24 protein-coding genes are annotated in these 26,072 nt (G+C 64.1%); 6 read left to right on the forward strand and 18 right to left on the reverse strand.

Annotated elements, in window-relative coordinates; translation table 11 throughout:
* Positions 1-18: 18 nt before the first annotated feature.
* On the reverse strand, positions 19-1,926 hold the full coding sequence (locus tag NKI16_RS09610; protein ID WP_352568341.1) for a propionyl-CoA synthetase: 1,908 nt from the start codon (positions 1,924-1,926) through the stop codon (positions 19-21).
* Between the two features lie 170 nt (positions 1,927-2,096).
* On the opposite strand from NKI16_RS09610, the gene NKI16_RS09615 reads away from it, so the two are divergent.
* The gene (locus NKI16_RS09615) at positions 2,097-2,888 is read left to right on the forward strand and encodes a DUF2259 domain-containing protein (protein ID WP_023676324.1); all 792 of its coding nucleotides are present in this window, start codon (positions 2,097-2,099) and stop codon (positions 2,886-2,888) included.
* Between the two features lie 284 nt (positions 2,889-3,172).
* Here NKI16_RS09615 and dhaK read toward each other — a convergent pair whose 3' ends face one another.
* The 14 genes from dhaK to NKI16_RS09685 all read right to left on the reverse strand — a co-directional run bounded on the left by dhaK (position 3,173) and on the right by NKI16_RS09685 (position 15,896).
* Positions 3,173-4,159, reverse strand: coding sequence for a dihydroxyacetone kinase subunit DhaK (dhaK, locus tag NKI16_RS09620; protein WP_023676326.1), 987 nt, complete (start codon positions 4,157-4,159; stop codon positions 3,173-3,175).
* Positions 4,160-4,185: 26 nt separating this feature from the next.
* The gene (locus NKI16_RS09625) at positions 4,186-4,608 is read right to left on the reverse strand and encodes a hypothetical protein (protein ID WP_023676327.1); all 423 of its coding nucleotides are present in this window, start codon (positions 4,606-4,608) and stop codon (positions 4,186-4,188) included.
* An 8-nt stretch (positions 4,609-4,616) separates the two neighbouring features.
* The gene (ptsP, locus tag NKI16_RS09630) at positions 4,617-6,233 is read right to left on the reverse strand and encodes a phosphoenolpyruvate--protein phosphotransferase (RefSeq protein ID WP_023676328.1); all 1,617 of its coding nucleotides are present in this window, start codon (positions 6,231-6,233) and stop codon (positions 4,617-4,619) included.
* Positions 6,217-6,519: an HPr family phosphocarrier protein gene (locus NKI16_RS09635; protein WP_023676329.1), complete on the reverse strand. Its 303-nt coding sequence runs from the start codon at positions 6,517-6,519 to the stop codon at positions 6,217-6,219. Before NKI16_RS09635 ends, ptsP begins: the two co-directional genes overlap by 17 nt.
* Before the next feature lie 22 nt (positions 6,520-6,541).
* On the reverse strand, positions 6,542-6,931 hold the full coding sequence (gene dhaM / locus NKI16_RS09640) for a dihydroxyacetone kinase phosphoryl donor subunit DhaM (RefSeq protein WP_352448466.1): 390 nt from the start codon (positions 6,929-6,931) through the stop codon (positions 6,542-6,544).
* Entirely contained in the window at positions 6,928-7,530 is a 603-nt protein-coding gene (dhaL, locus tag NKI16_RS09645) for a dihydroxyacetone kinase subunit DhaL (protein WP_352623304.1), read from the reverse strand. Before dhaL ends, dhaM begins: the two co-directional genes overlap by 4 nt.
* Positions 7,531-7,611: 81 nt before the next feature.
* Positions 7,612-9,255: a dihydroxyacetone kinase subunit DhaK gene (locus NKI16_RS09650; RefSeq protein ID WP_023676331.1), complete on the reverse strand. Its 1,644-nt coding sequence runs from the start codon at positions 9,253-9,255 to the stop codon at positions 7,612-7,614.
* A gap of 67 nt (positions 9,256-9,322) precedes the next feature.
* Positions 9,323-10,336: an ABC transporter ATP-binding protein gene (locus NKI16_RS09655; protein ID WP_023676332.1), complete on the reverse strand. Its 1,014-nt coding sequence runs from the start codon at positions 10,334-10,336 to the stop codon at positions 9,323-9,325.
* On the reverse strand, positions 10,329-11,441 hold the full coding sequence (locus tag NKI16_RS09660) for an ABC transporter ATP-binding protein (protein WP_023676333.1): 1,113 nt from the start codon (positions 11,439-11,441) through the stop codon (positions 10,329-10,331). The genes NKI16_RS09655 and NKI16_RS09660 overlap by 8 nt, the downstream gene beginning before the upstream one ends.
* A 3-nt stretch (positions 11,442-11,444) precedes the next feature.
* A complete protein-coding gene (locus NKI16_RS09665; protein ID WP_023676334.1) occupies positions 11,445-11,645 on the reverse strand; it encodes a hypothetical protein in 201 nt (66 codons plus the stop codon).
* Positions 11,642-12,592, reverse strand: a complete 951-nt coding sequence (locus tag NKI16_RS09670; RefSeq protein WP_023676335.1) for a carbohydrate ABC transporter permease — start codon at positions 12,590-12,592, stop codon at positions 11,642-11,644. Before NKI16_RS09670 ends, NKI16_RS09665 begins: the two co-directional genes overlap by 4 nt.
* A complete protein-coding gene (locus NKI16_RS09675) occupies positions 12,589-13,536 on the reverse strand; it encodes a carbohydrate ABC transporter permease (protein WP_031211681.1) in 948 nt (315 codons plus the stop codon). The genes NKI16_RS09670 and NKI16_RS09675 overlap by 4 nt, the downstream gene beginning before the upstream one ends.
* Positions 13,537-13,662: 126 nt before the next feature.
* Entirely contained in the window at positions 13,663-14,994 is a 1,332-nt protein-coding gene (locus tag NKI16_RS09680; protein WP_023676337.1) for an ABC transporter substrate-binding protein, read from the reverse strand.
* Positions 14,995-15,206: 212 nt separating this feature from the next.
* On the reverse strand, positions 15,207-15,896 hold the full coding sequence (locus NKI16_RS09685; protein ID WP_352623303.1) for a PIG-L deacetylase family protein: 690 nt from the start codon (positions 15,894-15,896) through the stop codon (positions 15,207-15,209).
* 27 nt (positions 15,897-15,923) lie between these two features.
* Here NKI16_RS09685 and NKI16_RS09690 point away from each other — a divergent pair, with 27 nt between their 5' ends.
* The 5 genes from NKI16_RS09690 (at position 15,924) to nhaA (ending at position 22,835) form a co-directional block, all read left to right on the forward strand.
* A complete protein-coding gene (locus tag NKI16_RS09690; protein WP_352577799.1) occupies positions 15,924-16,814 on the forward strand; it encodes a DMT family transporter in 891 nt (296 codons plus the stop codon).
* A 75-nt stretch (positions 16,815-16,889) separates the two neighbouring features.
* On the forward strand, positions 16,890-19,508 hold the full coding sequence (gene hrpB / locus NKI16_RS09695) for an ATP-dependent helicase HrpB (RefSeq protein WP_352577798.1): 2,619 nt from the start codon (positions 16,890-16,892) through the stop codon (positions 19,506-19,508).
* Between the two features lie 89 nt (positions 19,509-19,597).
* Positions 19,598-20,923 (forward strand): ActS/PrrB/RegB family redox-sensitive histidine kinase, encoded by a 1,326-nt coding sequence (locus NKI16_RS09700; protein WP_352448476.1) that lies wholly within the window; start codon positions 19,598-19,600, stop codon positions 20,921-20,923.
* Between the two features lie 63 nt (positions 20,924-20,986).
* Positions 20,987-21,550 (forward strand): ActR/PrrA/RegA family redox response regulator transcription factor, encoded by a 564-nt coding sequence (locus NKI16_RS09705; RefSeq protein WP_023676342.1) that lies wholly within the window; start codon positions 20,987-20,989, stop codon positions 21,548-21,550.
* A 91-nt stretch (positions 21,551-21,641) separates the two neighbouring features.
* Positions 21,642-22,835, forward strand: a complete 1,194-nt coding sequence (gene nhaA, locus NKI16_RS09710; protein WP_352922592.1) for a Na+/H+ antiporter NhaA — start codon at positions 21,642-21,644, stop codon at positions 22,833-22,835.
* 17 nt (positions 22,836-22,852) lie between these two features.
* Here nhaA and NKI16_RS09715 read toward each other — a convergent pair whose 3' ends face one another.
* Genes NKI16_RS09715 through NKI16_RS09725 form a run of 3 tightly spaced genes read right to left on the reverse strand, consistent with a single transcriptional unit; the run spans position 22,853 to position 26,061 of the window.
* The gene (locus NKI16_RS09715; protein ID WP_352568331.1) at positions 22,853-24,280 is read right to left on the reverse strand and encodes a gamma-aminobutyraldehyde dehydrogenase; all 1,428 of its coding nucleotides are present in this window, start codon (positions 24,278-24,280) and stop codon (positions 22,853-22,855) included.
* A gap of 25 nt (positions 24,281-24,305) precedes the next feature.
* Positions 24,306-25,121, reverse strand: coding sequence for an ABC transporter permease (locus NKI16_RS09720; protein WP_023676345.1), 816 nt, complete (start codon positions 25,119-25,121; stop codon positions 24,306-24,308).
* Positions 25,111-26,061 carry an ABC transporter permease gene (locus tag NKI16_RS09725; RefSeq protein ID WP_352922595.1) on the reverse strand — a complete coding sequence of 317 codons (951 nt, stop codon included), beginning with the start codon at positions 26,059-26,061 and terminating at the stop codon, positions 25,111-25,113. The genes NKI16_RS09720 and NKI16_RS09725 overlap by 11 nt, the downstream gene beginning before the upstream one ends.
* Positions 26,062-26,072 lie beyond the last annotated feature (11 nt).

Consider the following 26,072-nt stretch of genomic DNA (forward strand, 5'->3'; position numbering starts at 1 on the left):
ACTCGGCTTCGGCGCCCCTTACAGGCCGATGCCGCGGCGGTTCAGCGCGGCGGTGATCTCGTCGAGGATGGCCGGGTCGTCGATCGTTGCCGGCATGGCCCATTCCTCCTTGTCGGCGATCTTCTGCATGGTGCCGCGCAGGATCTTGCCGGAGCGCGTCTTCGGCAGGCGCTTGATCGTCACCACCGTCTTGAAGGCAGCGACCGGGCCGATCCGTTCGCGCACCAGGGTGACAACCTCGTTTTCGATGATGCCGGCGTCGCGGTCGACGCCGGCATTCAGCACGACGAAGCCGAGTGGAACCTGGCCTTTCATAGCATCGGCAATACCGACGACGGCGCATTCGGCGACGTCGGGATGCGCGGCCAGAACCTCCTCCATGGCGCCGGTCGATAGCCGGTGGCCGGCGACATTGATGATGTCGTCGGTGCGAGCCATGACATAGAGATAGCCGTCCTCGTCCATCATGCCGGCATCCGCGGTTTTGTAGAAGCCGGGGAACTCGTCGAGATAGGCTTGGCGAAACCGCTCGTCGGCATTCCACAGCGTCGGCAGGCAGCCGGGGGGCAACGGCAATTTGACCACGACGTTGCCAAGCGTGCCACGCTTGACCTCATGCCCGGCATCGTCGAGCACGCGGATGTCATAACCGGGCATCGGCACGCCGGGCGAGCCGTATTTGACCGGCAGCAGGCCCAGTCCGGCGGGGTTGATGGTCATCGGCGAGCCGGTCTCGGTCTGCCACCAATGGTCGATCACCGGCACGGTCAATTTCTGCTCCGCCCATTTGATGGTTTCCGGATCGGCGCGCTCGCCGGCGAGGAACAGCGTCCGGAATTTGGACAGGTCGTATTTCGGGACGAATTCGCCCCTCGGGTCCTGTCCCTTGATGGCGCGAAAGGCGGTTGGCGCGGTGAACAGCGCGACGACGCCATGCTCGGCGATCACACGCCAATAGGTGCCGGCATCGGGCGTGCCGACCGGCTTGCCCTCGAACAGGATCGTTGTGCAGCCATGCAGCAGCGGGCCGTAGACGATATAGGAATGGCCGACCACCCAGCCGACATCGGAAGCCGCCCAGAACACTTCGCCCGGCTTGACGCCGAACTCGTTTTCCATCGACCATTTCAGCGCGACCATATGGCCGCCATTGTCGCGCACGATTCCCTTCGGCTGGCCGGTCGTGCCCGACGTGTAGATGATGTAGAGCGGATCGGTGGCAAGCACCGGAACACAGTCGACATTGGCACCCGCGGCCCGCTCCCGCGCCACGGCGTCGGCATAGTCGATATCGTGGTTTTCCCTGAGTTCGCAGCGCAGTTGGTCGCGCTGCAGGATAAGGCAGCTTTCCGGCTTGTGCCGCGACATCTCGATCGCCTTGTCGAGCAGCGGCTTATAGGCAACGACGCGCCCTGGCTCCAGGCCGCAGGAAGCGGAGATGATCAGCTTCGGCTTGGCGTCGTCGATGCGGGTGGCGAGCTCATGCGAGGCAAAGCCGCCGAAGACCACCGAATGCACGGCGCCGATCCGCGCACAGGCAAGCATTGCGAAGGCTGCTTCCGGTACCATCGGCATGTAGATGATGACGCGATCGCCTTTTTGGATGCCACGATTCTTGAGCACCGAGGTCAGCGCGACCACCTCGCGCTTCAACTCGGCATACGTGAATTTCCTGATTGTGCCCGAAATCGCGCTGTCATGGATCAACGCGATCTGGTCGGCACGGCCGCCCGCCACATGACGATCGACGGCATTGAAGCAGGTGTTGCACGAGGCGCCAACGAACCACCTGCCATAGACGCCGGCATTGGCGTCGAACACCGTCTCGAAGGGCGAGAACCAGTCGATTGCGCCGGCGGCATCGGCCCAGAATTTTTCCGGGTCGCGTTTCCAGCCGTCATAGACCTCGTGGTAGCGTGACGCCATCCAGCTTCCTCCCCAGGAATGTTTGCTGTCCTTGAAATAGCGTATGCTGGTTTGTGTAACCATGTATTTGTGCGTTTCGTTTGCTGTCGTTCTAACTTGGCCGCAAGTGCGGGTCATGGTGGTCTGGGGGCCGGTATCGTTCGAATTTTCGGCATTAGGGGCAGGGCGCGATGAAATTGCGATATGAGCTTGGGTTTGCCGCGGTTGCGACGCTGGCGGTGGTGCTCGCTTCAGCTGCTCAGGCAGGCGACGCGGCGGCCCGGCGCGTCATCGGCTTTTCGCCAGACGGCAACTACTTCGCCTTCGAACAGTACGGCACGCTCGATGCCGGTGCTTCGGATTCGGGCTGGTCGGAGATCGAGATCATCGACACGCGGACCGATGAGTTCGTCGGCGGCAAGCCGATCGTCATCGCCGACGAGACGGAGGATTCGACATTGACGCTTGCGCAGGCGAGGGCACAGGCCGCCGAACTGGCGGCGCCCTTGCTGGCCAAATATGCCATCGCGCCGCGCGGCGAGCGGACTGCCTTGGACAGGTTCACCTTTCCCGACGACATGGTCGCCTACAATGACATTGCGCGCCTCGAGCAGGTTTCGCAAAAATGGCTTTCGCCGGCCTATGACGAGCTTGGCACCATCCAGCTCGAGCAGATCCGTGCCGACAGCACGGCGGATTGTTCAGCGAGTTTCGACGCGACGCAGCAAGGCGAAACGACCGGCAAGGCGCTCGGCTTTCGCCTGACGCTGCAGGGTCAGGACGGCAAGCCGATCAAGCTGCTGCATGAGGACAAGGCGGTGCCCGGTTCGAGGAATTGCCCGACTTCCTACAGCCTGTCGGAATCTTACGCATTCACCCCGGATGGAAAACCGGGCGTGCTTGCGGTGCTCGTGCAGCGCTTCAGCCAGGGATTTGAAGGGCGCGACCGCCGTTTCATCGCCGTGACTGGCCAGGCGCACTGAGGCAACGCGCTGAGACGTAGTCCGCTACCCGAGTTTGTTGTCCCTAAAGCGGGAGGGCAGCGAGCATAAGTCCGACCCCGCCGACGATCAGCAAGGCGGCTGCCAGCACCTTTCCATGGCGCTCGAAACCCGTCGGCGCCCGATCCCAATTGTAACGCATGCTCGAACTCCCCAAACCCGCAGATTCTTTATCTTACGCAGGGTGAGGAGGGCAACTGTCTGGCGATGCGCGGCGTTGCCGATACCGGTCTTGTCACCGACTATTTCTGGGGCATTCTCCGCCGCTACATGCCCCAGCGCAGCGCGGCCGTATGTACCGGTGCATCCCACCAAACAGCCGCCTCGTCGTCGAGCATGCTCAGCGTGATCGAACAGCCGGCCATGTCGAGCGAGGTCACATAGGACCCGACCAGCGACCGGGTCACCGTCACGCCGTGCTTCTCGAAGATTTTGCGGGCGCTGTTGTACATCAGATAAAGCTCCATCAACGGTGTGCCGCCAAAGCCGTTGACGAAGAGTAGCGCCTGGCCTCTGGCACCGTCGCCCAGGTCACCCAGGATTGCGGTACAGATCTCCTCGGCGATAGCATCGGCGCTTTTCAATGTGTCGCGCCGCCTCCCAGGCTCGCCGTGGATGCCGACCCCGAACTCCATCTCGCCATCGCCGATATTGAAGGTCGGCTTGCCCGCCGCCGGCACGGTGCAACTGGTCAGCGCCACGCCCATCGAGCGCGTCGCGCCGTTGACGCGCTCGCCGAGCGCCTTCAACGGCTCCAGTGCCATGCCTTGTTCGGCCGCCGCGCCGACGATTTTCTCGACCACCAGCGTGCCGGCGACGCCGCGCCGGCCGGTGGTGTAGGACGAGTTTTCGACCGCAACGTCGTCATTGGTCACGATTTGCATCACGCCTTCCGACATTTCAGCGGCCATGTCGAAATTCATCACGTCGCCCTCGTAGTTCTTGACGATGAACAGGCAGCCGGCGCCCGTATTGACGACTTCGGCCGCCGCCATCATCTGGTCAGGCGTTGGCGAGGTGAATACCTGGCCGGGGCAGGCCGCATCCAGCATGCCGTGCCCGACGAACCCGCCATGTAGCGGCTCGTGACCCGAGCCGCCGCCGGAGATCAGCGCCACCTTGCCCGGTGTGAGCAGCTTGCGGCGGACAAATTTGTGTTCCTCGCCAAGCGCCAGGATATCGGCATGCGCGGCAACGAAGCCGTCGAGGCTCTCGGTCAGCACCGTATCGACCGAATTCAAAAATTTCTTCATGGCCGTCCTCCCGAAATAGCCCAGCGTCAGCTGCCCTTGCCGGCGATGCTGGTGATCTTCTGGATGAAATCGTTGACCGCCCGGTCGAGCGCCGCGTTCTGCTTGTCGTCGCCGAAATCGGGAACGATCAGCGAGACATGGCGTGTCTTGCGCAAGCCTGCGGCCAGCGACATCTTTCCCGGATGCGCCCGATGGTAGGCCTCAAGGAAATGATCGCGTTCGGCCGGGCTGAAATGGCAGACGGAGAAGATAGCCGGCAAATGCTTCGACGGGATCGGCGTCGAATAGGCCGGGCTGGAAATCTGCGTGACGAAGCTGCGATGCTTGCCCAGCGCATCAGCGAGGCGCTGGCGCATGCCGGACGGGCGCTGGTCGATCACCTGCGACAGGATCGTCTTGTAGGCGCGGATCGCCTCTTCGGGGCCGGATTGCGACGCCTTGTCTGCCATACCGGGGCCTAGATCGAAACGTCCGCGATGGCCGCCTTGGCCATCGCGAGTTGGGCGGGAGCGACGGAGAGGTCACGCAGGCCGGTTTCGAGCAGCGCCGGGATCGAGGCGGGGTCGCCGCCGGCATCGCCACACAGGCTGACCGGGATATTATGCTCGCGGCCGAAGGCGGCAACCGAGGCGATCAGCCGGAGCACGGCTGGGTGCCTGACGGAATTCAGATGTGCGACCGACGCATTGTCGCGCGCGGCGGCCATCACGTATTGGGTCAAATCATTCGAGCCGATCGAGAAGAAGGCGGCCTTGGCGAATGCCTCCGGTGCGATGGCCACCGACGGCACCTCGACCATGATGCCAAGCGGCGGCATTTTGTGCGCGATGCCGCGCGCCAAAAGGTCAGCCTGCTCCTCAGCGAACAGCGCGGTGGCGTGTTCATACTCTTCCGGAACGGCGATCATCGGGAACATCACCTTCAGATTGCCGTGCATGGCAGCACGTAGCAAAGCGCGGATCTGCACACGAAAGACCGCCGGACGCATCAGTGACAGCCTGATCCCGCGCAGGCCAAGGAATGGATTACCTTCCTCGACGGTCAGGCCCGGCACAGGTTTATCGCCGCCCGCATCGACAGTACGGATCGTCACCGGCCTGTCGCCTGCCCATTCCAGCACTCTACGGTAGGCGCGATATTGCGTCTCCTCGTCCGGCAGCGTCTTGCCGAACAGGAATTCGGTCCGCATCAGCCCGACACCGTCGCACGCCGCAGCATCGATGCGGTCGACATCGGACGGATCGGCAATATTCACCTGCACGTGGACCGCTATGCCGGTCTTCGTTGCTGCCGGCCTTGTCAAATAGGCTACCGCATTGTCGCGATGCGCCGCGAAAGACGACGACGATCGCCGGAATGCCTCGATCTCCGCTTTCGAAGGCGCCAACACGATGCCGCCATGTTCGGCATCGAGCAGTGCGATTCCGACAAGCTGAGCCGGCGAAGCACCGGGCCCGGCTACCCCACGCGCTACGAGCCCCAACCCCACCACCATTGGCACGCCGCGTGAGCGTGCCAGCATTGCGACATGACTTGCGGCACTTCCGGCCGTAAGTGCTATGCCGCCGCCGGCACTCCAGTCGGTTTCGAGGAAGCGCGTCGGTGCGATATCCTCGCCGTAGAAGATCGCACCTGCCGGCGCGGCAATGTCGCCGCCCCCGGCAAGCGCGCGTAGCACCTGGTCGCGTATGTCGCGCATGTCGGCCGCGCGCGCCCGGAAATAGTCCTGCTCGGATGTTTCATAGCCGGCTATCTCGGCGTCGAGCGCTTTTCGCCAAGCCACATCAGCAGCCATGCCCTCGGCAATTCGCGCAAAGGCCGGGCCGGTCAGCGCGTCGTCCTCCAGCATGGCGAGCTGGAATTCGAGGATCCCGGCCGCCTCGCTGTCGCTGGTTTCGATCAATGTCGCGAGCCGGCCTGCGGCAATGGAGATGGCGGCCTCAAGCGCCGCCTTCTCGTCCGCGGCAGTCGCCTTGCGGACATAACGCACAGCAGCCTGGCCCAGATCGAACAGCGGCCCCTCGGCATAGCCGGCCGATGCCGAAATGCCCTGCAGCCTAAGCGGTTCGGGCATGGTCCTTGCCTTCGTCGAAATCGCGCCGCACCAGCTCGACCAGTGCGCCGACCGCCTCGCCGGCGCCGTCCCCTTTGGCTCTGATATGCAGGACAGTGCCTTTCGGCGCTTTCGCCGCCATCACCTTGACGATGCTCTTGGCGTCGAACCATGGCCCGTTGGCGGCGAGCGCAATCTCGACGTCGGCCGAAAACGTCTTGGCAAGCTTGGTGAACTTCACCGAAGGACGCGCATGCAGTCCCACCTCATGGGTGATCAGGACGCTGGCTTCGGCTGCTGCGGACATGCTTGTCAAAATTCCCGTTCGTTCACGACGGCGACAATTCGTGCGCCGTCGCCACCACTTCCCTGAGCGAGGCGCCGCCGGAAGCCTCGGTCGCCGCCATCACCGCGCCTTCGACGATCGGCGCATTGCAGACGATGATCTTCTGGGCGCGTGGTTCGCCGATCATCTCGACCGCCATCTCGCTATTGGTCTCGGCACCGCCGAGATCGACGAGGATCGCGACCCCCGCCTCCGACCAGGCCTTGTCGATGGCGCCCATGATCGCCTCGACATTGGTTCCCAGCCCGCCATGGCCGTTTCCGCCGCACCATGCAAGCGGCACTTCGTTGCCGACCATCTGCCGCACCATGTCGGCGGTGCCTTCGGCGACCAGCGGCGAATGCGATACGATGACGATGCCGACATTGCTCATGCGCGCCTCTCGATTGCCTCGGCTACGGCTCGCACCAGAAGCGCAGTCGAGCGTGCGCCGGCATCCATATGACCGATCGAACGGTCGCCAAGGAATGAGGCGCGCCCACGCAGCGCCTTCATCGGCACGGTCGCGTCGGCCGCGTTGTCGGCGATCTTGACGATGTCCGCTGCCGTCTTTCCCTGCAGCAGGGCCTCATGCACCGGCTGCAGCACGTCGAGCATGGTTTTTTGCCCGGCCTGCGACTTGCCTCTGGCGGCAACCGCTTCGATCGCCTTGCCGAAGGCCGCCGCCAGGTCGGCGCGACCCGGCGCGGCGGAAATCTCCTTGCCGAGCGCCATGAACAGCGTGCCGAACAAGGGACCGGAAGCTCCGCCGACGGTCATCACCAGTTTGGTGCCGATCGCCTTCAGCGCCTCGGGCAACGGCTTTGCCGCAAACGCGCCGGCCTCGGCCCGCACTGCCTCGAAGCCGCGTTTCATGTTGAGCCCATGGTCGCCGTCGCCGATGGCCTGGTCGAGACTGGTCAGCTCTTCGGCATGTGCGGCGATCGTGTTTGCCGCCGCCTCGATCAGCCTGGAAATATCCGCTGCCGCCATATCACCCATGCTCCTGGCCCCTGCGCTGCCGGCAGTACGAGAAAATTGCATATCCGGCAATTGAAGCATTCTTTTCCCCAGTCAAGCGGGTTCGAGCAACGCAGCGAGGGCAGTGAAGACCTCGGCGACGGCAAAGGCGCCGGGGTCGACCACGCCGTCGAGCTGGCTGCCAATATAGGCGGACCGCCCGGCCTTGGCCCTGCGCATGGCAGCGGTGGCCTCGGCTCCGCGTTGCGCCGCGACCGCCGCATCTTCCAGACTCCCCCTATCCAGCGCCCTCAAGGCGGGTTCCAGGGCATCGATCATCGTGCGATCGCCGACCCTCGCTCCACCATAGAAGGACATCCGATCGAGGCCGGCGAGAAGCGCCTTGGGAAGCGTTTCGCCAGACTCCAGCGCCAGCGCGGCGGCGGTGAAGAAGATCGACAACAGCACGCCGCTAGAGCCGCCCATGCTGGCGCTCAGGATATCGCCGACGGCGGCGAGCGTTGCGGCAGGGTCAGCGAGCGGCAGTGTCGCAATGCGGCCAAGCACGCTGCGCGCACCGGCCGCCACAGTCGATCCGGTGTCACCGTCTCCCGCCTTGGCATCCAGTCCGTTCAACGCGCCTTCAAGCGAGATCAGCCGGTCGCAGACCGCGACAACCAACCGGTCGGTGCGTGCGTCCTGGCTGGCTTTCGACGCGTTGTTCGGGCCGGCGGCTTTGGCCATCGGCACGACGCTGGCTTGGCGAACGGCTCTTGCCGGCAGCCAGGCGTGAGGGCCTACCGGCGCCCGCAACGCCGCTTCGCGCGATGCATCGAGCCGGATCAGCGACAGGGAAAAGCCGTTCATGTTGAGCGCGGTCATAAGCTGCCCGGGCCCGATTGTCAGCGTCACCTTTTGTGCCAGCGGTGAAGCCAGTACCGCATTGGCGACAAGCAACATTTCCAGCGGTGGCACCGAACCGAGATTATTGATCAGCAAGGCGTAGTCGCTGACCGGATCGAGCCGCGCGGCAAGGCGCTCCGACATGATCGCAACCAGCCTTTCGGCACTTTGCACCGCAATCCGCTCAACGCCCGGTTCGCCATGGATGCCGAGGCCGAGTTCGGCATCGTCCGCCCCGAATCTTTCTTCATGGCTCTGACCGGGGATCGAGCAGGATGACAGCGATATGCCGAGCGAAACGATATCCGCCGCCGCTGCCCGCGCCGCCGCGGCAACCGCCGCCAGGTCAATGCCGGCTTCCGACAGGTGGCCGGCGATCTTGTGCACGAACAAGGTGCCGGCCACGCCACGCGGCTGGGCAATATCAGGCAGGGCAATGTCGTCCGCGACGATCACCATCTCGACGCGGAAGCCTTCGGCGCGCGCCTTCTCGACGGCCAAGCCGAAGTTGAGGCGATCGCCGGTATAGTTCTTGACGATCAGCAGGCACCCGGCGGGACCGGTCACCGCACGGATGGCGGCCAATACCGCTTCCACGCTCGGCGAAGCAAAGATCTCGCCCGAAACCGCCGCCGTCAGCATGCCAATGCCGACAAAGCCGGCATGGGCAGGTTCGTGCCCGGCCCCGCCGCCGGAAATGACCGCGACCTTGGTCTTATCCCAGTTCGCGCGGAGAATGACCTTGATCTCGGGATAGCCGTCGAGGCGAGCGAGATCGCCGGCGCCGGTCGTACCGAGGAAGCCGTCCAGGGCCTCAGTTACGATCGTATCCCTGCGATTGAAAAAATGCTTCATCGAATTGGTCCAGTCCGGTGCCCGAAATTGCCGGTTGAAAGGTGCCAGGAAAACACTCGCGCAGCGCTCACATCAGCCGTCGCCCATCGGGGCCGAAATACAGCGGCGAGCGATAGCGGATCATGATCTTGTCGCCCTGCGCCAGGTCGGTGTCGGGGTCGGTTAGCGTCACCAGCTTCCTGGTCCCCACCGTCACATGCAGATGGTTCTGGTCGCCGAGATGCTCGACCCAATCGACGACGCCGTCGGCATGGCCGTTCGCCGCCTTCTCGATCGAAAGATGTTCGGTACGAGCACCGATCGTCTTTGTTCCCGCCGGCGCGCCGCCATCCGGCAGCAGTCCGACCGGCAACAAATTGATTGCCGGTTGGCCGAGCCTTGCGGCGACGTGAAGGTTTGCCGGCTCAGAATAGATCGTGCGCGGGGAACCGATCTGCACCAGCACGCCGTCGGCGAGAATGCCGATGCGGTCGGCCATGGTCATCGCTTCGATCTGGTCGTGCGTGACGTAGAGCATTGTGGCGCCGAGTTCCGCCTGGATGCGCTTCAGCTCGAGCCTGAGATCGGCGCGCAGCTTGGCGTCGAGCGACGACAGCGGCTCGTCCATCAGGTAGATCGACGGCTTGCGCACCAAAGCGCGGCCGATGGCGACGCGCTGCATCTCGCCGCCAGAGAGTTTGGTCGAGCGATTATTCAGCTTGTGGTGGATGCGCACCATCTTGGCCACGTCCTCGACGCGGCGGCGGATCTGATCCTCCGGCATTTTCCGTGCTGGCGAGCGCAGCGGAAAGGCGAGGTTGTCGTAAACCGACAGATGCGGATAGAGCGAATATTGCTGGAACACGAAAGCGGTGTCGCGCTCGGCCGGCGACAGCGTCGTCGTGTCGTGGCCGGCAATATGGATCGAGCCCGCTTCCGGACGCTCCAGCCCGGCGATCAGCCTGAGCGTCGTCGTCTTGCCGGCGCCGGTCGGCCCGAGCAGCACGACGAATTCCCCGTCGGCGATATGCAGGTCGAGATTGTCGACGGCGACATGCTCGCCAAAAGCCTTGGTCACGCTTTTGATGTGAACGTCAGCCATGATGTGCTCTCCCCTGGGAGGCCGAGTCATGGATTTCGGTGCGCACCGCACGGCCGGATCCTTTTGCGAACAGCGACAGCCGCGCGCTGCTCAGCGCCAGGCCCACATGATCGCCCGGATTGAGCCGGATTTCGGCCGGCACCCTGGCCTTGATGATGCCGTCTGCTGTCTCCACCGCCACGATCTGAGTGGTGCCGAGATATTCCGTGCCGTAAATAGCACCGCGCAGCTTCGAAGCGTCGTCGAAGCGGATGTGCTCCGGTCGGATGCCAAGCGCCATCTCGGCCGGCGCGACGTCCTCGCGGATCTCCGGCACGGCCACCTTCGCGCCTTGCACAACAATTTCCCTGGCGCCCTTTGAAAGCCCGCCGCCGAAGCCGAGGAAATTCATCGGCGGCGAGCCGATGAAGTCGGCGACGAACATCGTCGCCGGCCGGTCGTAGATCTCGCGCGGCGTGCCGAACTGCTCGATGACGCCGTGGTTCATCACCGCGATCTTGTCGGCCATCGACATCGCTTCCATCTGGTCATGCGTGACATAGACGGTGGTGGCGTGGATGCGGTTGTGCAGTTCTCGCAATTCATGGACCATCAGGTCGCGGAATTCGGTGTCGAGCGTGCCGAGCGGCTCATCCATCAGGAAACATTTTGGCCGCCGTACGATGGCGCGGCCGAGCGCCACGCGCTGGCGATCGCCGCCGGCAAGCCCGGAGACCGATTTGTTGAGCAGATGGTCGATCCGCAAAAGCTTCGCCGTCTCCTCCACTCGGCTCCGGATTTCAGCGCCTGGCATGCCTTGCGCCAGCAGTGGAAAGCCGATGTTCTTCCGCACATTCATGTGCGGATAGAGCGCGAACAGCTGGAAGACGAAGGCGATGTCGCGCTCGCGGGCACGCCGCATGGTGACGTCCTCGCCGCCAAGCAGGATCTTGCCGCCGGTCGGCAGTTCGAGCCCGGCGATCATGCGCAACGTCGTCGTCTTGCCGCAGCCGGACGGCCCCAGCATGACGAAGAATTCGCCGTCCTCGACGACGAAGTTGGAATCCTGCACGGCGACGAAATCGCCGAATGCCTTTCTCAGATGTTCGACCCTGATCTCGGCCATCGTCTACTCCGGAAATTTCGAGACGATGATGAACATCGCCGTGCCCGCAAGCATGGTGATGAAGGAATAGGTGTAGAGCACCAGTGCGAAGGGCTGGAACAGCATCAGGAAGCCGATAGCGATGATCGCGGTGGCGACGTTTTCCATCAGCCCGCGCCTGGCCCAGACGGGCCAGCGCGATTTGCGTTTTGCGGTCATGCTCATTTACGCACCGCGCCAAAGGTGATGCCGCGCAGCAATTGCTTGCGAAGCAGGATGGTGAAGACCAGGATCGGCACCAGGAAGATCGTCGTGCCGGCCGCGACCGCCGGCCAGTCCTGACCGCCTTCGCCGATGATGGTCGGGATGAAGGGCGGCGCGGTCTGCGCCGTGCCCGAGGTCAGTAGCGCAGCGAAGGCATATTCGTTCCAGGCAAAGATCAGGCAGAAGATGGCGGTTGCGGCAATACCGGTGGTCGCCTGCGGCAGTACCGTGCGCCAGAACGCCTGCAGCCTGGTGTAGCCGTCGATCATCGCCGCTTCTTCATATTCGCGCGGGATCTCGTCGATGAAGCCTTTCAGCAGCCACACCGCCAAGGACACGTTGACCGCCGTATAAAGCAGGATCATGCCGAGAGCCGTGTCCGACAGGCCAAGCTCCCGGTACATCAGGTAGATCGGGATGGCGACGGCGATCGGTGGCATCATCCGCGTCGACAGGATGAAGAACAGAAGGTCGTCGGCGAGCGGCACCTTGAAGCGCGAAAAACCATAGGCCGACAGCGTGCCGAGGAACACCGCGCAAAACGTCGAGCCGAACGCGATGATCAGCGAATTGACGAAGCGCGGCATGAAGTTGGACGGGCCGGCGATCACCATGTTGCGCTTGCGCACCGTCTCGTCGCACAGGCCCGTCGCCGGTCCCAGCGAGTTGATGTATTCCGGTGTTTGCCGAGTCCGGGTCGAGAACAGGTTGCAGTAGCCCTCGAGGCTGGGCTGGAACAGGATCTTCGGCGGATAGGCGATCGAATCCGGCGGCGTCTTGAAGCTGGTGGCGAAGATCCACAGCAGCGGCACGATCGAGATCAGCGCGTAGGCGACGATGATGGTGCCGGCGACGCGCTTCGACGTGGCCGACGGCGCGACAACGGAATGGGCTGACGTCAGGCTCATCTCTGCTTCACCTTGTTGAGCGCCTTGACGTAGATGTTTGCGAGGCCAAACACTGCGACGAACAGGATGATGGCGAAGGCCGAGGAATAGCCCGTCCGCCAGCTTTCGAAGGCCTGCCGCTTCAGTGTGATCGAGGCCACTTCGGTGGTCGATCCCGGCCCGCCGCCGGTGAGCAAATTGACCATGTCGAACATCTTGAAGTTCTCGATGCCGCGAAACAGCACCGCCAGCATGATGAAGGGCAGCGCCATCGGCAGCGTGATCGACCAGAACTGCCGCCAGTTGGAGGCGCGGTCGACCTCGGCCGCTTCGTAGATGTATTCGGGGATCGAGCGCAGGCCGGCGAGGCAGATCAGCATCACGTAAGGCGTCCACATCCAGGTGTCGACGATGATGATCGACCATGGCGCCAGTGACACGTTGGAGAGCATGCTGATTTCGGTTGCCGGAATGCCGGTGACGAACGAAACGGCGTAGGCGAACAGCCCGATCTGCGGCTCGTAGAGGAAGCGCCAGAAATTACCGACGACCGCCGGCGACAGCATCATCGGCACCAGGATGATTGTCGTCCAGAAGGCGTGGCCGCGAAACTTGCGGTCGATCAGCCAAGCCAGCGTGAAGCCGATCAGCGTCTGCAGCAGGATGGTCCAGAACACGAAATGCGCCGTCGTCTGCATGGCGATCCAGATGTCCTGGTCGGCGAGGATGCGCTTGTAGTTTGCCAGCCCAAGGTTCTTCACAACCTCGTTGGGCCGATTGGCGCGAAAATTGGTGAAGGACAGATAGATTGCCCAGAACAGCGGAAAGATGTTGATAGCTAAAAGCAACAGGATCGTCGGCGAGATGAACAGCCAGGCGAGGCCCTTGTCGCTGATGCCCCGGACCTTGCGGGCCAACGGCTCGGGCGTAGCCCGGGCAACGCTGTCCGCCGTCCGATTGAGCATGGTCAGTCCTGCTTCGGTCACTTGGCTCGTCTCGACAATGGAATTTATCTGAACTGTGTCCCGTGCCAAGTGGCACGGGACGGTTCGGTCACGGGCTCGGGAGGAGCCGGTTACATCTTGCCCCGGCTACATCTTTCCATCGTCCTGGAAGACCTCGGTCCAGTCCTTGACGAGGCCGTCGAGCGCATCCTTGGCCGAGCCTTGCCCGGCAACGACGTAGTCGTGGAAGCGCTTCTGCGATGCCTGCAACAGCGGGGCATAGCTCGGCTCGGCCCAGAAGTCCTTCACGATGGCCATCGAGTCGAGGAAGGTCTGCGCGTAGGGCTGGCTGGCCGGGAAGGCCGGGTCCTTGACGACCGCGTTGAGGCAGGAATAGCCGCCGAGCGACCACCATTTGGACTGAACGTCCTTGTTGGCGAACCATTTGATGTATTTGAGCGCGGCTTCCTGCTTGTCGGAATAGGAGACCACCGAGATGCCCTGGCCGCCGAGCTGGGCGAACTGGTCCCCGTCCGAACCTTTGGGATTGACGAAATAGCCGATCTTGTCGCCGCCGACATTCTCGTCCTTCTGCAGGCCTGGCCAGGTGAAGGCGAAGTTCATGTGCATCGCCACCTGGCCGGATTTGAAGGCATCGACGCCTTCGCCCATGTAGCTGTTCGAGGCGCCGGGAGGGGTGCAGCAATCGTAAAGGGCTTTGTAGAACTCCAGGCCCTTCACCGATTTATCGGAGTTGACGAAGCCTTCCATCTCGTAGGGCTTTTTCGGGTTTTCGTACTGGAAGCCGAAGCTGTAGAGGACGTCCATGGCGCCCATGGTGATGCCTTCCGAGCCGCGCTCGGTGTAGATCGACGCGCCATAGACGGTCTTGCCGTCGATGTCGCGCTTCTGGAAGAATTCGGCGATCTGCTTCAATTGGTCGAAGGTCGTCGGCGGGCCGAGATCCCAGCCGTACTTTTCCTTGAATTCCTTCTGCAGCTCCGGCTTGGAGAACCAGTCCTTGCGGTAAGTCCAACCGACGACGTCACCCATGGCCGGCAGCGCCCAGTAATTCGGCGAGTTCTTCGGCCATTCCGAATAGCCGACGACGGTCGCCGGCACGAAATCGTCCATGCTGATCTTCTCCTTGTCGAAGAAGTCGTTCAGCTTGACGTAATGGCCGTTCTCGGCGGCACCGCCGATCCACTGGCTGTCGCCGATGATGAGGTCGCACAGCTTGCCGTGCGAATTCAGCTCGTTGAGAAAGCGATCGGCATAGTTGGTCCACGGCACGAATTCGAATTTCATGCCGATGCCGGTTTCCTTGGTGAAGTCCTTGGACAATTCCACAAGCGCGTTGGCCGGGTCCCAGGCTGCCCAGCAAAGCGTCAGATCTTCTGCCTGCGCGACATTCGAAACGGCTGTCGACGCAAAGAGTGTCGATGCCAGTCCCAACGCCAATTTCAAGGTCGATTTCATGCCTTCCTCCCATTTGCGAAACGCGTCCGGATGACGGTTTCAAGAGCCCGCTAAACCCCTCCTCGGGGGCCCAAACACAACGACGCGGCGGCGCACCGGATGTTTAGTAATTTGTTTAGTGATGCAATTTTTACTAAACAAGGCAAGCGAATTCGTTGCTGCATCGCAGCATGCTGGATAGGAAAGCAACGTGAGAAGTTGCGGCGACCTGCCTAGGTCACCGTCTTGTTGCTGACGGCCACCGGACGGATCACTGGGGCCGGCGGCAGCAGCGCGCGGATATCGGCGAAGGGGAAGACTGGCTCGAAGCGGAAGGCCTCGGCGAACGATCCGGCTGGGCCGTTGCACTGGCCGGCGCGAAAGGCGTTCTGCGTGCGCGCCGCGTCGACGAAACGCTCGGGATCCTGCGACTGGTGCGCCCGGATCGCCTCCGCCTTGAGATCGAAATGCCTGGAGGTATCGACGTAGTGCGTTGGCGAAAACCCGGTGCCGCCGAACGTGTCGGCATGTAGCACCGGCACCGAGAATGACGCTGCGATGCGCACGCCATCCGACAGCGCGCGGTGGTCGCCATGATAGTCGTTCGGCGCATGCGTTATCACCAGATCCGGCCCTATCTCGCCGATCAGTGCTTTGAGCGCCCCGATCAGCGCGGCATCCGCGACCAGCCCGCCATCGGGAAAGTCGAGGAAGCGCGGCGTCACGCCAAGCAGGCCGGCCGCCGCCGTCGCCTCCTTGCGGCGCGTGCGGGCCAGCGCTGACGGATCGCCGTAGCCGCCCCTGGTGCCATCCGTGGCTATGGCAAAAAAGAGTTCTGCGCCTTGCGCGGCATAGGCCGCCATCGTACCGAACATGAAGATCTCGATGTCGTCCGAATGCGCGCCAAGCGCCAATATCTTCACTCTCATCTCTCCCGGAAATGGAAAAACGTGCCCAACGGAATTCTGCTCGCGCTCATCGCCTATGCAAGCTATTCGTGCAGCGACGCGGTTGTCAAAAGCCTGGGCGGGCAGTTCAACGTCTTCGAGATCGGCTTCTTCTCGACATTGTTTGCCGGCTGCTTTCTGCTCTTTGCCAGGCCGGCAGGCGAGCGCTGGCTCGATTTCTGGCGCACCAACCGGCCCTGGGCGGTACAGGCCCGGGCCTGGGCCGGCATCGCCTCGGGCGTGCTCAGCGTCTATGCCTTCACCACCATCCCGCTGGCGGAAGTCTATGCGCTCATCTTTCTGGCGCCGCTGTTCGTCACTATCCTGGCCACGCTGGTCCTCAAGGAAAAGGTCGGCCCATGGCGATGGCTGGCGGTCGTCGCCGGCTTTGCCGGGGTCATGCTGGTCGTCAGGCCTGGTTTTCGCGAGTTGCAGCTTGGCCATCTGGCGGCGTTCATCATCGCCTTCCTGGCCGCCACCAATGTCATCCTGATGCGTTCGCTCGCCGCGCAGGAAAAGCGCACAACGATGCTCGGCGTGCTGATCGGCTACGGCCTGCTCTTCAACGGCGTCGGTGCGGCGGCTACCTCGTTCTCGCTGCCGGATGGCAGGCAATGGGCCTGGCTGGTGCTGGCCGGCGCCTTTACCGCCGGCGGCCAGCTGCTGCATCTGCTGGCGGTCAAATACGCGCCGGCCAACCGCATCGCGCCGACGCATTACTCGCAGATCGTCTGGGCGGTGGTTCTAGGTGCGCTGTTCTTCAGGGAATATCCGGATTTTCTGTCGCTGGTCGGCTTGGCCGTGGTCGGCGGTTCCGGCCTGCTAACGATGGTGCGCGAGGAGGTGCGGCTCGGCACGGTGCGCTGGAACCCGTTTTTGCGGACCAGGCTTTGAGTCGGCGCCGAGGTTGCGCCGCGACCGCCACCGCTGATATGCGGTCGCTGCCAACTGGCTGCACAGCATAGCACAATGACGACAAAACCCTTGCCGGACCTGCCGGTCTCCGTTGTCTTGCCGGCGCTCAATGAAACGCTGAGCCATGGTAACAGCGCCGTGCTGGTGGCGCCGCCCGGTGCCGGCAAGACGACGCTGGTTCCACTGGCGCTGCTCGACGCTGAATGGCTCGGCGGCGGAAAGATCATCCTGCTCGAGCCTCGCCGCCTCGCCGCCCGCGCTGCCGCCCGCCGCATGGCCGAATTGCTCGGCCAAGAGCCCGGCGAAACCGTCGGCTATGCCATGCGCATGGAAAACCGCAGTTCCGCAAAGACCAGGATTCTCGTCGTCACCGAAGGCGTGCTGTCCCGCATGATCCTCGACGACCCGGAACTGCCTGGTGTCGCGGCGGTGCTATTCGACGAGTTCCACGAACGCTCGCTCGACGGCGATTTCGGGTTGGCGCTGGCGCTCGACGTGCAGGGTGCGCTGAGGCTCGAACTCAGATTGCTGGTGATGTCGGCAACGCTCGACGGCGCGCGTGTCGCAAAATTGCTGTCCGGCGCGCCGGTGATCGAGAGCGCAGGCCGCGCCTTCCCGGTCGACATCCGCTATGACGAGCGGCCGGCCGGCGTCACCATCGAGGACGCCATGGCCAAGGCGATCCGCTCGGCGCTTGCCGGGGAGGAGGGCAGCGTGCTCGCTTTCCTGCCCGGCCAGCGCGAGATCGAGCGCACCGCCGAGCGGCTGGCGGGCAAGGTCGGCGCCGATACCGACATCGTGCCGCTCTATGGTATGCTCGACAACAAGGCGCAGGACGCGGCGATCAAGCCGGCGCCGCTCGGCCGCCGCAAGGTCGTGCTGGCGACGTCGATCGCCGAAACCTCCATCACCATCGACGGCGTGCGCGTCGTCATCGATTCCGGCCTGTCGCGGCTGCCGCGCTATGAGCCAGCGAGCGGCCTGACGCGGCTGGAGACGGTACGTGCTTCCCGCGCTTCCGCCGACCAGCGCGCCGGCCGTGCCGGGCGCACGCAGCCGGGCGTCGCCATCCGGTTGTGGCGGGCCGAGCAGACGGCGGCCCTGCCGGCCTTCACGCCGCCGGAAATCCTCGAGGCCGATCTTTCCGGCCTGTTGCTCGATAGCGCGGCGTTCGGCGTCGCCGATCCGACCAGCCTGTCCTTCCTCGACCCCCCGCCGGCTTCGGCGCTCACCGAGGCGAGGGTACTGCTACGTGCGCTCGATGCTGTCGATGCGGCAGGACGCCTGACGGATGCCGGTGCCGCGATGCGCAGGCTGGCGCTACCGGTGCGGCTCGCCCACATGGTCGCCGAGGCGGCAAGGACCGGAGAGGCGCTCGAGGCGGCGATGCTCGCCGTATTATTGACCGAGCGTGGCCTTGGCGGCGATGGTGCCGATCTCGAACGGCGGCTGCTGCGCTTTCGCGCCGAAAGATCGCCGCGCGCCACCGCCGCCCGGCAGCTGGCTGAGAGGCTGGCAAAGCAGGCTTCACCCTCCCCCTTGAGGGGAGGGTCGGCGAGCGAGCCGAGCGCAGCGAGACGAGGGAGACGGGGCGGGGTCGTCGATGGCGTGCCCGAACCGACCCCACCCCGATCCGCCACGCGGATCGACGCGCCGGGGCGAGCCACGGGTCTCGCCCGTCCTTCCGACCCCCTCAAGGGGGAGGGCAGCACAGCCGGCGCTCTCCTCATCCATGCCTGGCCGGATCGGGTCGCCAAAGCGCGCGGCGAGCGTGGCCGCTTCGTGCTTGCCAACGGCTCGGGCGCCATGCTCGACCCCTCCGATCCGCTGGCCGGCGAGACCTGGCTCGTCGTCGCCGACCTGCAGGGCAAGGCGCAGAACGCCCGCATCACCGCAGCGGCAGCCATCGATGAGGCCGACATCCGCACTGCCCTGGCGGAAAAGATCGAGACCCGCCGCGAGGTGAGCTTCGACCGCGACAGGCGCGCGGTGCGGGTGCGCGAAACGGTTCGCCTCGGCGCCATCACGCTGTCCGAACGCATGCTGCCGGCGCCGACCGGTGCCGACGCGGATCGCGCCATCCTCGACGCCTTGCGCGAACACGGCCTAGCCCTGTTGCCGTGGAACAGGGAGGCGGAGACGTTGCGGCAGCGGCTCGGCTGGCTGCATCGCGGCCTCGGCGCGCCATGGCCCGATGTCTCCGACGCCGCGCTCGTCGAGCGCCTCGACGACTGGCTGCTGCCGTTCCTTTCCGGCGCGGCATCCTTTGCGGCAATCGATCCCAGCGTGCTTTCGCAAGGCCTGATGACGCTGGTGCCGCACGAATTGCAGCGCAAGATCGACACATTGGCGCCGACCCATTTCGACGCGCCGTCGGGCAGCCGGCTGCCGATCCGCTATGACGGCGAATGGCCGGTGCTGGCGATCCGCGTGCAGGAACTGTTCGGCTTCGACCGGCATCCGGCGATCGCCAACGGCACTGTGCCGCTGACGCTCGAATTGCTGTCGCCGGCTCACCGGCCGATCCAGACGACGCGCGACCTGCCCGGCTTCTGGCGCGGCTCCTGGGCCGATGTGCGGGCAGAGATGCGCGGCCGCTATCCCAGGCATGTCTGGCCGGAGAACCCGCTTCTCGCCGCCGCCACCAGCCGCGCCAAGCCGCGCGGTACCTGATGCTTCCAGACTGTCATTCCGAACCGAGGGCCGGCTTCGGCGGTTTTCGGAAAAGACCTCCGGCTGTTTCCCCTCTATAATCACTTGCCATGATAAACATCCTGCACGCACCCGACTTCCAGCAAAGCCAGCGGCTGCGCCTCAACACGCTGATCAGGTTGCGCTGGCTTGCCATCGTCGGCCAGAGCCTGACCGTGCTTGTCGTCGCTTACGGGCTGAAATTTCCGCTGCCGGTCAGCATGTGTTTTGCGCTGATCGCCTGTTCGGCCTGGATGAACCTTTTGCTGACCTTCCGCTATCCGGCGGCGCATCGGCTTACCCCGTTCTCGGCCTTCGCCATCCTGACCTTCGACAGCCTGCAGCTTGCCGGCCTGCTCTACATGACCGGCGGACTCACCAATCCGTTTTCGCTGCTGATGACCGTGCCCGTCGTCGTCTCGGCGACGTCGCTGCCGCTGCGGCTGACCGCCATGCTCGGCGCGCTGGTGATCGTGGCGGCGACGCTGCTGGTCTTTTACCACCTGCCGCTGCCATGGCATGAGGGCGCGCCATTGGCGATGCCGTTCATCTATGTCGCAGGCATGTGGATGGCGGTGTTCTGCTCCATCGCCTTTACCGCGATCTATGCCTTCCGGGTGGCCGAGGAGGCGCGGCTGCTTGCCAACGCGCTTGCCGCCACGGAATTGGTGTTGCAGCGAGAGCAGCATCTCTCTGCCCTCGACGGCCTCGCCGCGGCCGCCGCGCACGAGCTCGGCACACCGCTCGCCACCATCACACTGGTCGCCAAGGAAATGGAGAAGGCGCTTGGCGAAGATCCGAAATACGGCGAGGACGTGAAGCTGCTGCGTTCGCAGAGCGAGCGCTGCCGCGAAATCCTGAAGCGCCTGACCAGCCTGTCCTCCGAGAGCGAGGTGCACCTCTCGCGCCTGCCGCTGACCTCGCTGGTCGAGGAGGTGACGGCGCCGCACCGCGATTTCGGCATTTCGATCAAGCTTCGGCCGGGCGAGCGCATCGGCCCGGAACCGGTGGGCCGGCGCAATCCCGGCGTCATTTACGGCCTCGGCAATCTGGTCGAGAACGCGGTCGACTTCGCCCGCAACAGCGTGACAGTGCGCTGGAACTGGAATGAAGCCGCCGTCAGCTTCTCGATCATCGACGACGGGCCGGGCTTTCCACCGGAGATCATCGACCGTATCGGCGAACCCTATATGTCGACACGACAAGGCACCGAAGCCGGCGGCGGCCTCGGCCTCGGCCTATTCATCGCCAAGACCTTGCTCGAACGCTCCGGCGCGACGCTCGATTTCCGCAATTCAAGCGAGCCCGGCGAGGGCGCTATCGTGCAGATATCGTGGCCGCGCAGCGTCTTCCTCAATCCCGAGCAGGCTTCGGCCACCATGTTCGACACGGCCTAAATTGGACAATAGCGTTGCGAAACTATATTTGCGTAAAAATCAGGCAGCAGGATTTTCAGCACGATGAGTACTGACGAAACGATTGGCGCAATGGTCGAAGGCGAGGATACCTCGCTGCTGATCGTAGACGACGACAAGCCGTTCCTGACGCGGCTTGCCCGCGCCATGGAAACCAGGGGTTTCGTGGTCGAGACGGCGGAGAGCGTCGAGGAGGCGGTTGCCAAAGCGCGCGCCAATCCGCCGGCCTATGCGGTGGTCGACATGCGGCTGGCCGACGGCAACGGCCTCGACGTCGTCGCCGCGATTCGCGAGAAGCGCGACGATGCCCGCGCCATCATCCTCACCGGCTACGGCAACATCGCCACTGCGGTGACGGCGGTAAAGCTCGGCGCCATCGACTATCTGTCGAAGCCGGCCGATGCCGACGATATTTTTGCCGCCCTGACCCGCACCGCGGGCGAACGCGCAGCGCCGCCAGAAAATCCGATGTCGGCCGATCGCGTGCGCTGGGAACACATCCAGCGCGTCTACGAAATGTGCGACCGCAACGTCTCGGAAACCGCACGCCGCCTGAACATGCATCGCCGCACGCTGCAACGCATCCTCGCCAAGCGCGCGCCGCGCTAAAGGGCTCTCATTACAGGCTTGCCCGGCCAGCGCTGTTTGCGCATCATCGCTTGGCGGTGTCGGACCTTGCTACTGATACGACGGAGGCGACATGCAGGACGAAAAGCGGCTGGTCTCCATGCTGCGCGAATTCCTCGACAGCGAGGCGGCCGGCGGCCTCGTCCTGATGGCTGCGGCGGCCTTGGCCCTGATCGTCGCCAATTCGCCGCTGGGCGAGGCTTATTTCTCCGCCCTCCATGCCTATCTCGGACCGCTCAGCGTCTCGCACTGGATCAATGACGGCCTGATGGCGGTGTTCTTCCTGCTGGTCGGCCTCGAGATCAAGCGCGAAATGCTTGACGGCCAGCTGTCGACCTGGCCGCGCCGCGTGCTGCCCGGCATCGCCGCCGCCGGCGGCATGGCAGCGCCGGCACTGGTCTACGTCGCCATCAACCACAACAATCCAGCCGCTCTGTCTGGCTGGGCGATCCCAACCGCCACCGATATCGCCTTTGCGCTCGGCGTGCTGTCGCTGCTCGGCAGGCGCGTCCCGGGCTCGCTGAAGATATTCCTCACCGCGCTCGCCATCATCGACGATCTCGGCGCGGTGCTCATCATCGCGGTGTTCTATACCAGCGGCCTCTCGCTCGCCTATCTCGGCGCCGCCTTCGCCGTGATCGCGCTGCTGGTGGTGCTCAACCGCATGCGGGTGCTGACGCTGCTGCCGTACATCTTGCTCGGCATCGTTCTGTGGGTTTTGGTGCTCAAATCGGGCGTCCATGCGACGCTCGCCGGCGTCGCGCTGGCCCTCACCATACCGCTGAAGATATCGCCGGGCAGCGGCCATGATCTCGACCATTCGCCGCTGCACCGGCTCGAACACGGCCTGCACAAAGTCGTCGCCTTTTTCGTCATCCCGATTTTCGGCTTTGCCAACGCCGGCGTCTCGCTCGCCGGTCTCAGCGCTGCCGCCCTGGCCGAGCCGCTGACGCTCGGCGTCGCCGCCGGCCTCGTCTTGGGCAAGCTGGTCGGCGTGTTCGGGTCTTCCGCGCTTGCCATCCGGCTTGGCTTCGCCGATCTGCCGGCCAATGCCGGCTGGCTGCACATGGTCGGCATTTCGCTGCTCTGTGGCATCGGTTTTACCATGAGCCTGTTCATCGGCCTGCTCGCCTTCGCCAGCGACGCCGCCCTGCAGGACGCGGTCAAGGTCGGCATCCTCGCTGGCTCCTTTATCACCGCGCTCCTAGGCGCCGCTGTGCTGCTGGTGGCGCCGGCCGGAGGCGAGGCGGAGGAGGCGGAAGAATAGGCGTCTCCTCGCGGGCGCTACCCGTGAGCGACCATGACGTGGCGGACGGCCGTATAGTCCTCCAGCGCGTAGAGCGACATGTCCTTGCCGTAGCCGGATTGTTTCAACCCGCCATGCGGCATCTCGTTGGTCAGCATGAAATGGGTATTGATCCAGGTGCAGCCATATTGCAGCCGGGCCGCCGTCGCCATGGCGCGCGAAACATCCTTGGTCCACACCGACGACGCCAGGCCATAGTCAGAGTCATTGGCCCAGTCCACCGCTTCGTCGACTTCGGAAAAGCGGGTGACCGAGACCACCGGACCGAACACTTCGCGGCGCACGATCTCGTCCTCCTGCAGCGCGCCGGCGACGACGGTCGGCTGGTAGAAGAAGCCGGAGCCCTCGCCCGGCTTGCCGCCCGTGGTGATCTCGATGTGCTTGAGCTCAGAGGCGCGCTCGACGAAGCTCGAGACGCGGTCGCGCTGGCGACGCGAGATCAGCGGGCCGATCTCGTTTTCGGTATCGTCAGGACGATCATACTTGATGGTCGAGACGGCAGCGGAGAGGTCGGCGACGAGCTTGTCGTAGATCTTCTTGCCAGCGTAGATGCGGCAGGCGGCGGTGCAGTCCTGGCCGGCATTGTAATAGCCGAAGGCGCGCAGGCCGTTGACCACCGCGCCGAGATCGGCGTCGTCGAAGACGATGACCGGCGCCTTGCCGCCGAGCTCGAGATGCGTGCGCTTGACCGATTTGGCGGCAGCCTGCAGCACCTTCTTGCCGGTGGCGACGTCGCCGGTGATCGAGATCATGTTGACCTTCGGGTGGTTGATCAGCGTGTTGCCGACGCTGTCGCCGCGACCGAGCACGACGTTGACGACGCCTTCCGGCAGGATCTCGGCAAGGATTTTCGCCAGCTTCAGCGCGGTCAGCGGCGTCTGTTCCGACGGCTTGAAGACGACGGTGTTGCCGCCGGCAATCGCCGGCGCCAGCTTCCAGGCCATCATCATCAGCGGATAGTTCCACGGCGCGATCGACGCGACAACGCCGATGGCGTCGCGGCGGACCATCGAGGTGTGGCCGGGAATGTATTCGCCTGCGACCTGGCCGGGCATCGAGCGGACCGCGCCGGCAAAGAAGCGGTAGCAGTCGACGATCGCCGGGATCTCGTCATTGAGCACGGCATTGATCGGCTTGCCACAGTTCAGCGCCTCGAGCGCCGCGAAATCCTGTGCAGCAGCCTCGATGCGATCGGCGATCTTCAGGAGATAGCCGGCGCGCTGCGCCGGTGTTGTGCGGGACCAGGTGACGAAGGCTTTTTCGGCAGCAAGCACGGCCGCCTCGATCTGCGCTGGGCTGGCCTCAGGCAGATTGAGGATGGTCGCCCCGGTCTTCGGGTTGAGGATCGGCTCCTCGGTCTCGGTGCCTTTTTCGAATTTCGAGCCGATCAGCATCTGCGTGTCCATGGAAGTCTCTCCCTTATGAACGAGATCATTTGCCCGAACCGGCGATCTGGTCGCCGTCGCGGGTCAGGTAATAGGCAGCGAGGATGGGGAGCAGCGTCACCAGCACTACCACCATCGCCACGACATTGGTGACCGGACGCTGGCGCGGACGGATCAATTCTTCGAGCATCCAGATCGGCACCGTCTGCTGCTGGCCGGCGGTGAAGGTGGTGACGATGACCTCGTCGAAGGACAGCGCAAAGGCAAGCATGCCGCCGGCCAGCAGCGCGGTTGCGATGTTGGGCAGCACGACATGCCGAAAGGTCTGGAAACCATCGGCGCCGAGATCCATCGACGCCTCGATCATCGAGCCGGACGTGCGGCGGAAACGGGCGACCGCATTGTTGTAGACGACGACCACGCAGAAAGTGGCGTGGCCGAGCACGATCGTCCAGAACGAGAACGGGATTTCGGCCAGCGCGAAGGCCGAGCGCAGCGCGATGCCGGTGATGATGCCGGGCAGCGCGATCGGCAGGATGACCAGCAGCGAGATGGTTTCGCGGCCGAAGAATTTTGTGCGGGACACGGCGGCTGCGCATAGCGTGCCGAGGATCAGAGCGATGGCAGTCGAGATCGCCGCGACCCGCACAGACAATGACAGCGCCTGCCAGACGTCGGGGCGGTTCCAGGTGACGGCGAACCATTGCGTGGTCAAGCCCGGCGGCGGCCAGACGAAGCTCTTCTCCTCGGTGGTGAAGGCATAGACGAAGATCAGCAGGATCGGCAGGTGCAGAAAGAGCAGGCCGCCGGTGGCAGCGAGCTTCAGGCCGATCGGCGCGGATGGGCCACGGTCAGAGCGCATCGAAAGCCCCCATGCGCTTGGCGCCCCAGAGATAGAAGCCCATGATAACGATGGGCACCACGGTAAAGGCGGCGGCGAGCGGGATGTTGCCGGCGGTGCCTTGCTGCGAATAGACGGCCTGGCCGATGAACAGCCGCGAGGTGCCGATGATCTGAGGAATGATGTAGTCGCCGAGCGTCAGCGAGAAGGTGAAGATCGAGCCGGCAACGATGCCGGGCAGCGCCAGTGGGAACAGCACGTTGCCGAAGGTCTGGCCGGGCGAGGCGCCGAGATCGGACGAAGCCTCGACCAAATTGCCCGGCACGCGCTCGAGTGCGGCCTGCACCGGCAGGATCATGAATGGCAGCCAGACATAGACGAAGACGATGAAGGTGCCGGTTGAGGAGACCGACAATGAGTTGCCGCCGACGATCGGCAGCGATAGCCAGGCATCAAGCAGCCAGAGAAGATGCAATTTGGCCAGCAGCCATGTCAGGATGCCTTCCTTGGCCAGGATCAGCTTCCAGGCATAGATCTTGACCAGGTAGCTCGACCACAGCGGCAGCATGACGCCGAGATAAAACAGCGCCTTCCAACGGCCGCGCGCATAGCGCGCCGCGTAATAGGCGATGGGAAAGGCGATGATCGCCGCAGCCAGCGTCACCAGCGCCGCCATCGTCACCGTGCGCAGGATGATGTCGAGATTGGCGGCCTGCAGCAGGTCGCCATAAGTCTTCAGCGTGAACTCGCGGTTAATGAGGCCGGAGAACTCATCGATCGAAAAGAAGCTCTGCAAAAGCAGCGCAAACAGCGAGCCGATATAGACGATGCCGAGCCAAAGAACCGGGGGTAGCAGCATCAGGAGCAGCAAGAATTGCGGCCGGCGCCAGAAGAGATCGGAGAGCCCGCCGCGTACGCCGCCACGACCCGGCAGGATGGCGGGGGCCGTGGCCCGCGGCATGGCAGCGTCCA

This window comes from Mesorhizobium sp. M0698 (assembly GCF_040320455.1).
GTDB lineage: Bacteria > Pseudomonadota > Alphaproteobacteria > Rhizobiales > Rhizobiaceae > Mesorhizobium.

Excerpts from the sequence above, each read along its gene's own strand:
- NKI16_RS09610 (WP_352568341.1), bottom strand. The coding sequence starts at position 1,926 with ATGGCGTCACGCTACCACGAGGTCTATGACGGCTGGAAACGCGACCCG.
- NKI16_RS09635 (WP_023676329.1), bottom strand. The coding sequence starts at position 6,519 with ATGTCCGCAGCAGCCGAAGCCAGCGTCCTGATCACCCATGAGGTGGGA.
- ptsP (WP_023676328.1), bottom strand. The coding sequence starts at position 6,233 with ATGCCCGAACCGCTTAGGCTGCAGGGCATTTCGGCATCGGCCGGCTAT.
- NKI16_RS09665 (WP_023676334.1), bottom strand. The coding sequence starts at position 11,645 with ATGAGCATGACCGCAAAACGCAAATCGCGCTGGCCCGTCTGGGCCAGG.
- dhaM (WP_352448466.1), bottom strand. The coding sequence starts at position 6,931 with ATGAGCAATGTCGGCATCGTCATCGTATCGCATTCGCCGCTGGTCGCC.
- dhaK (WP_023676326.1), bottom strand. The coding sequence starts at position 4,159 with ATGAAGAAATTTTTGAATTCGGTCGATACGGTGCTGACCGAGAGCCTC.
- NKI16_RS09650 (WP_023676331.1), bottom strand. The coding sequence starts at position 9,255 with ATGAAGCATTTTTTCAATCGCAGGGATACGATCGTAACTGAGGCCCTG.
- hrpB (WP_352577798.1), top strand. The coding sequence starts at position 16,890 with ATGACGACAAAACCCTTGCCGGACCTGCCGGTCTCCGTTGTCTTGCCG.
- NKI16_RS09715 (WP_352568331.1), bottom strand. The coding sequence starts at position 24,280 with ATGGACACGCAGATGCTGATCGGCTCGAAATTCGAAAAAGGCACCGAG.
- NKI16_RS09700 (WP_352448476.1), top strand. The coding sequence starts at position 19,598 with ATGATAAACATCCTGCACGCACCCGACTTCCAGCAAAGCCAGCGGCTG.
- NKI16_RS09675 (WP_031211681.1), bottom strand. The coding sequence starts at position 13,536 with ATGCTCAATCGGACGGCGGACAGCGTTGCCCGGGCTACGCCCGAGCCG.
- NKI16_RS09625 (WP_023676327.1), bottom strand. The coding sequence starts at position 4,608 with ATGGCAGACAAGGCGTCGCAATCCGGCCCCGAAGAGGCGATCCGCGCC.
- NKI16_RS09670 (WP_023676335.1), bottom strand. The coding sequence starts at position 12,592 with ATGAGCCTGACGTCAGCCCATTCCGTTGTCGCGCCGTCGGCCACGTCG.
- nhaA (WP_352922592.1), top strand. The coding sequence starts at position 21,642 with ATGCAGGACGAAAAGCGGCTGGTCTCCATGCTGCGCGAATTCCTCGAC.
- NKI16_RS09680 (WP_023676337.1), bottom strand. The coding sequence starts at position 14,994 with ATGAAATCGACCTTGAAATTGGCGTTGGGACTGGCATCGACACTCTTT.
- dhaL (WP_352623304.1), bottom strand. The coding sequence starts at position 7,530 with ATGGCGGCAGCGGATATTTCCAGGCTGATCGAGGCGGCGGCAAACACG.
- NKI16_RS09655 (WP_023676332.1), bottom strand. The coding sequence starts at position 10,336 with ATGGCTGACGTTCACATCAAAAGCGTGACCAAGGCTTTTGGCGAGCAT.
- NKI16_RS09725 (WP_352922595.1), bottom strand. The coding sequence starts at position 26,061 with ATGCCGCGGGCCACGGCCCCCGCCATCCTGCCGGGTCGTGGCGGCGTA.
- NKI16_RS09615 (WP_023676324.1), top strand. The coding sequence starts at position 2,097 with ATGAAATTGCGATATGAGCTTGGGTTTGCCGCGGTTGCGACGCTGGCG.
- NKI16_RS09705 (WP_023676342.1), top strand. The coding sequence starts at position 20,987 with ATGAGTACTGACGAAACGATTGGCGCAATGGTCGAAGGCGAGGATACC.
- NKI16_RS09720 (WP_023676345.1), bottom strand. The coding sequence starts at position 25,121 with ATGCGCTCTGACCGTGGCCCATCCGCGCCGATCGGCCTGAAGCTCGCT.
- NKI16_RS09660 (WP_023676333.1), bottom strand. The coding sequence starts at position 11,441 with ATGGCCGAGATCAGGGTCGAACATCTGAGAAAGGCATTCGGCGATTTC.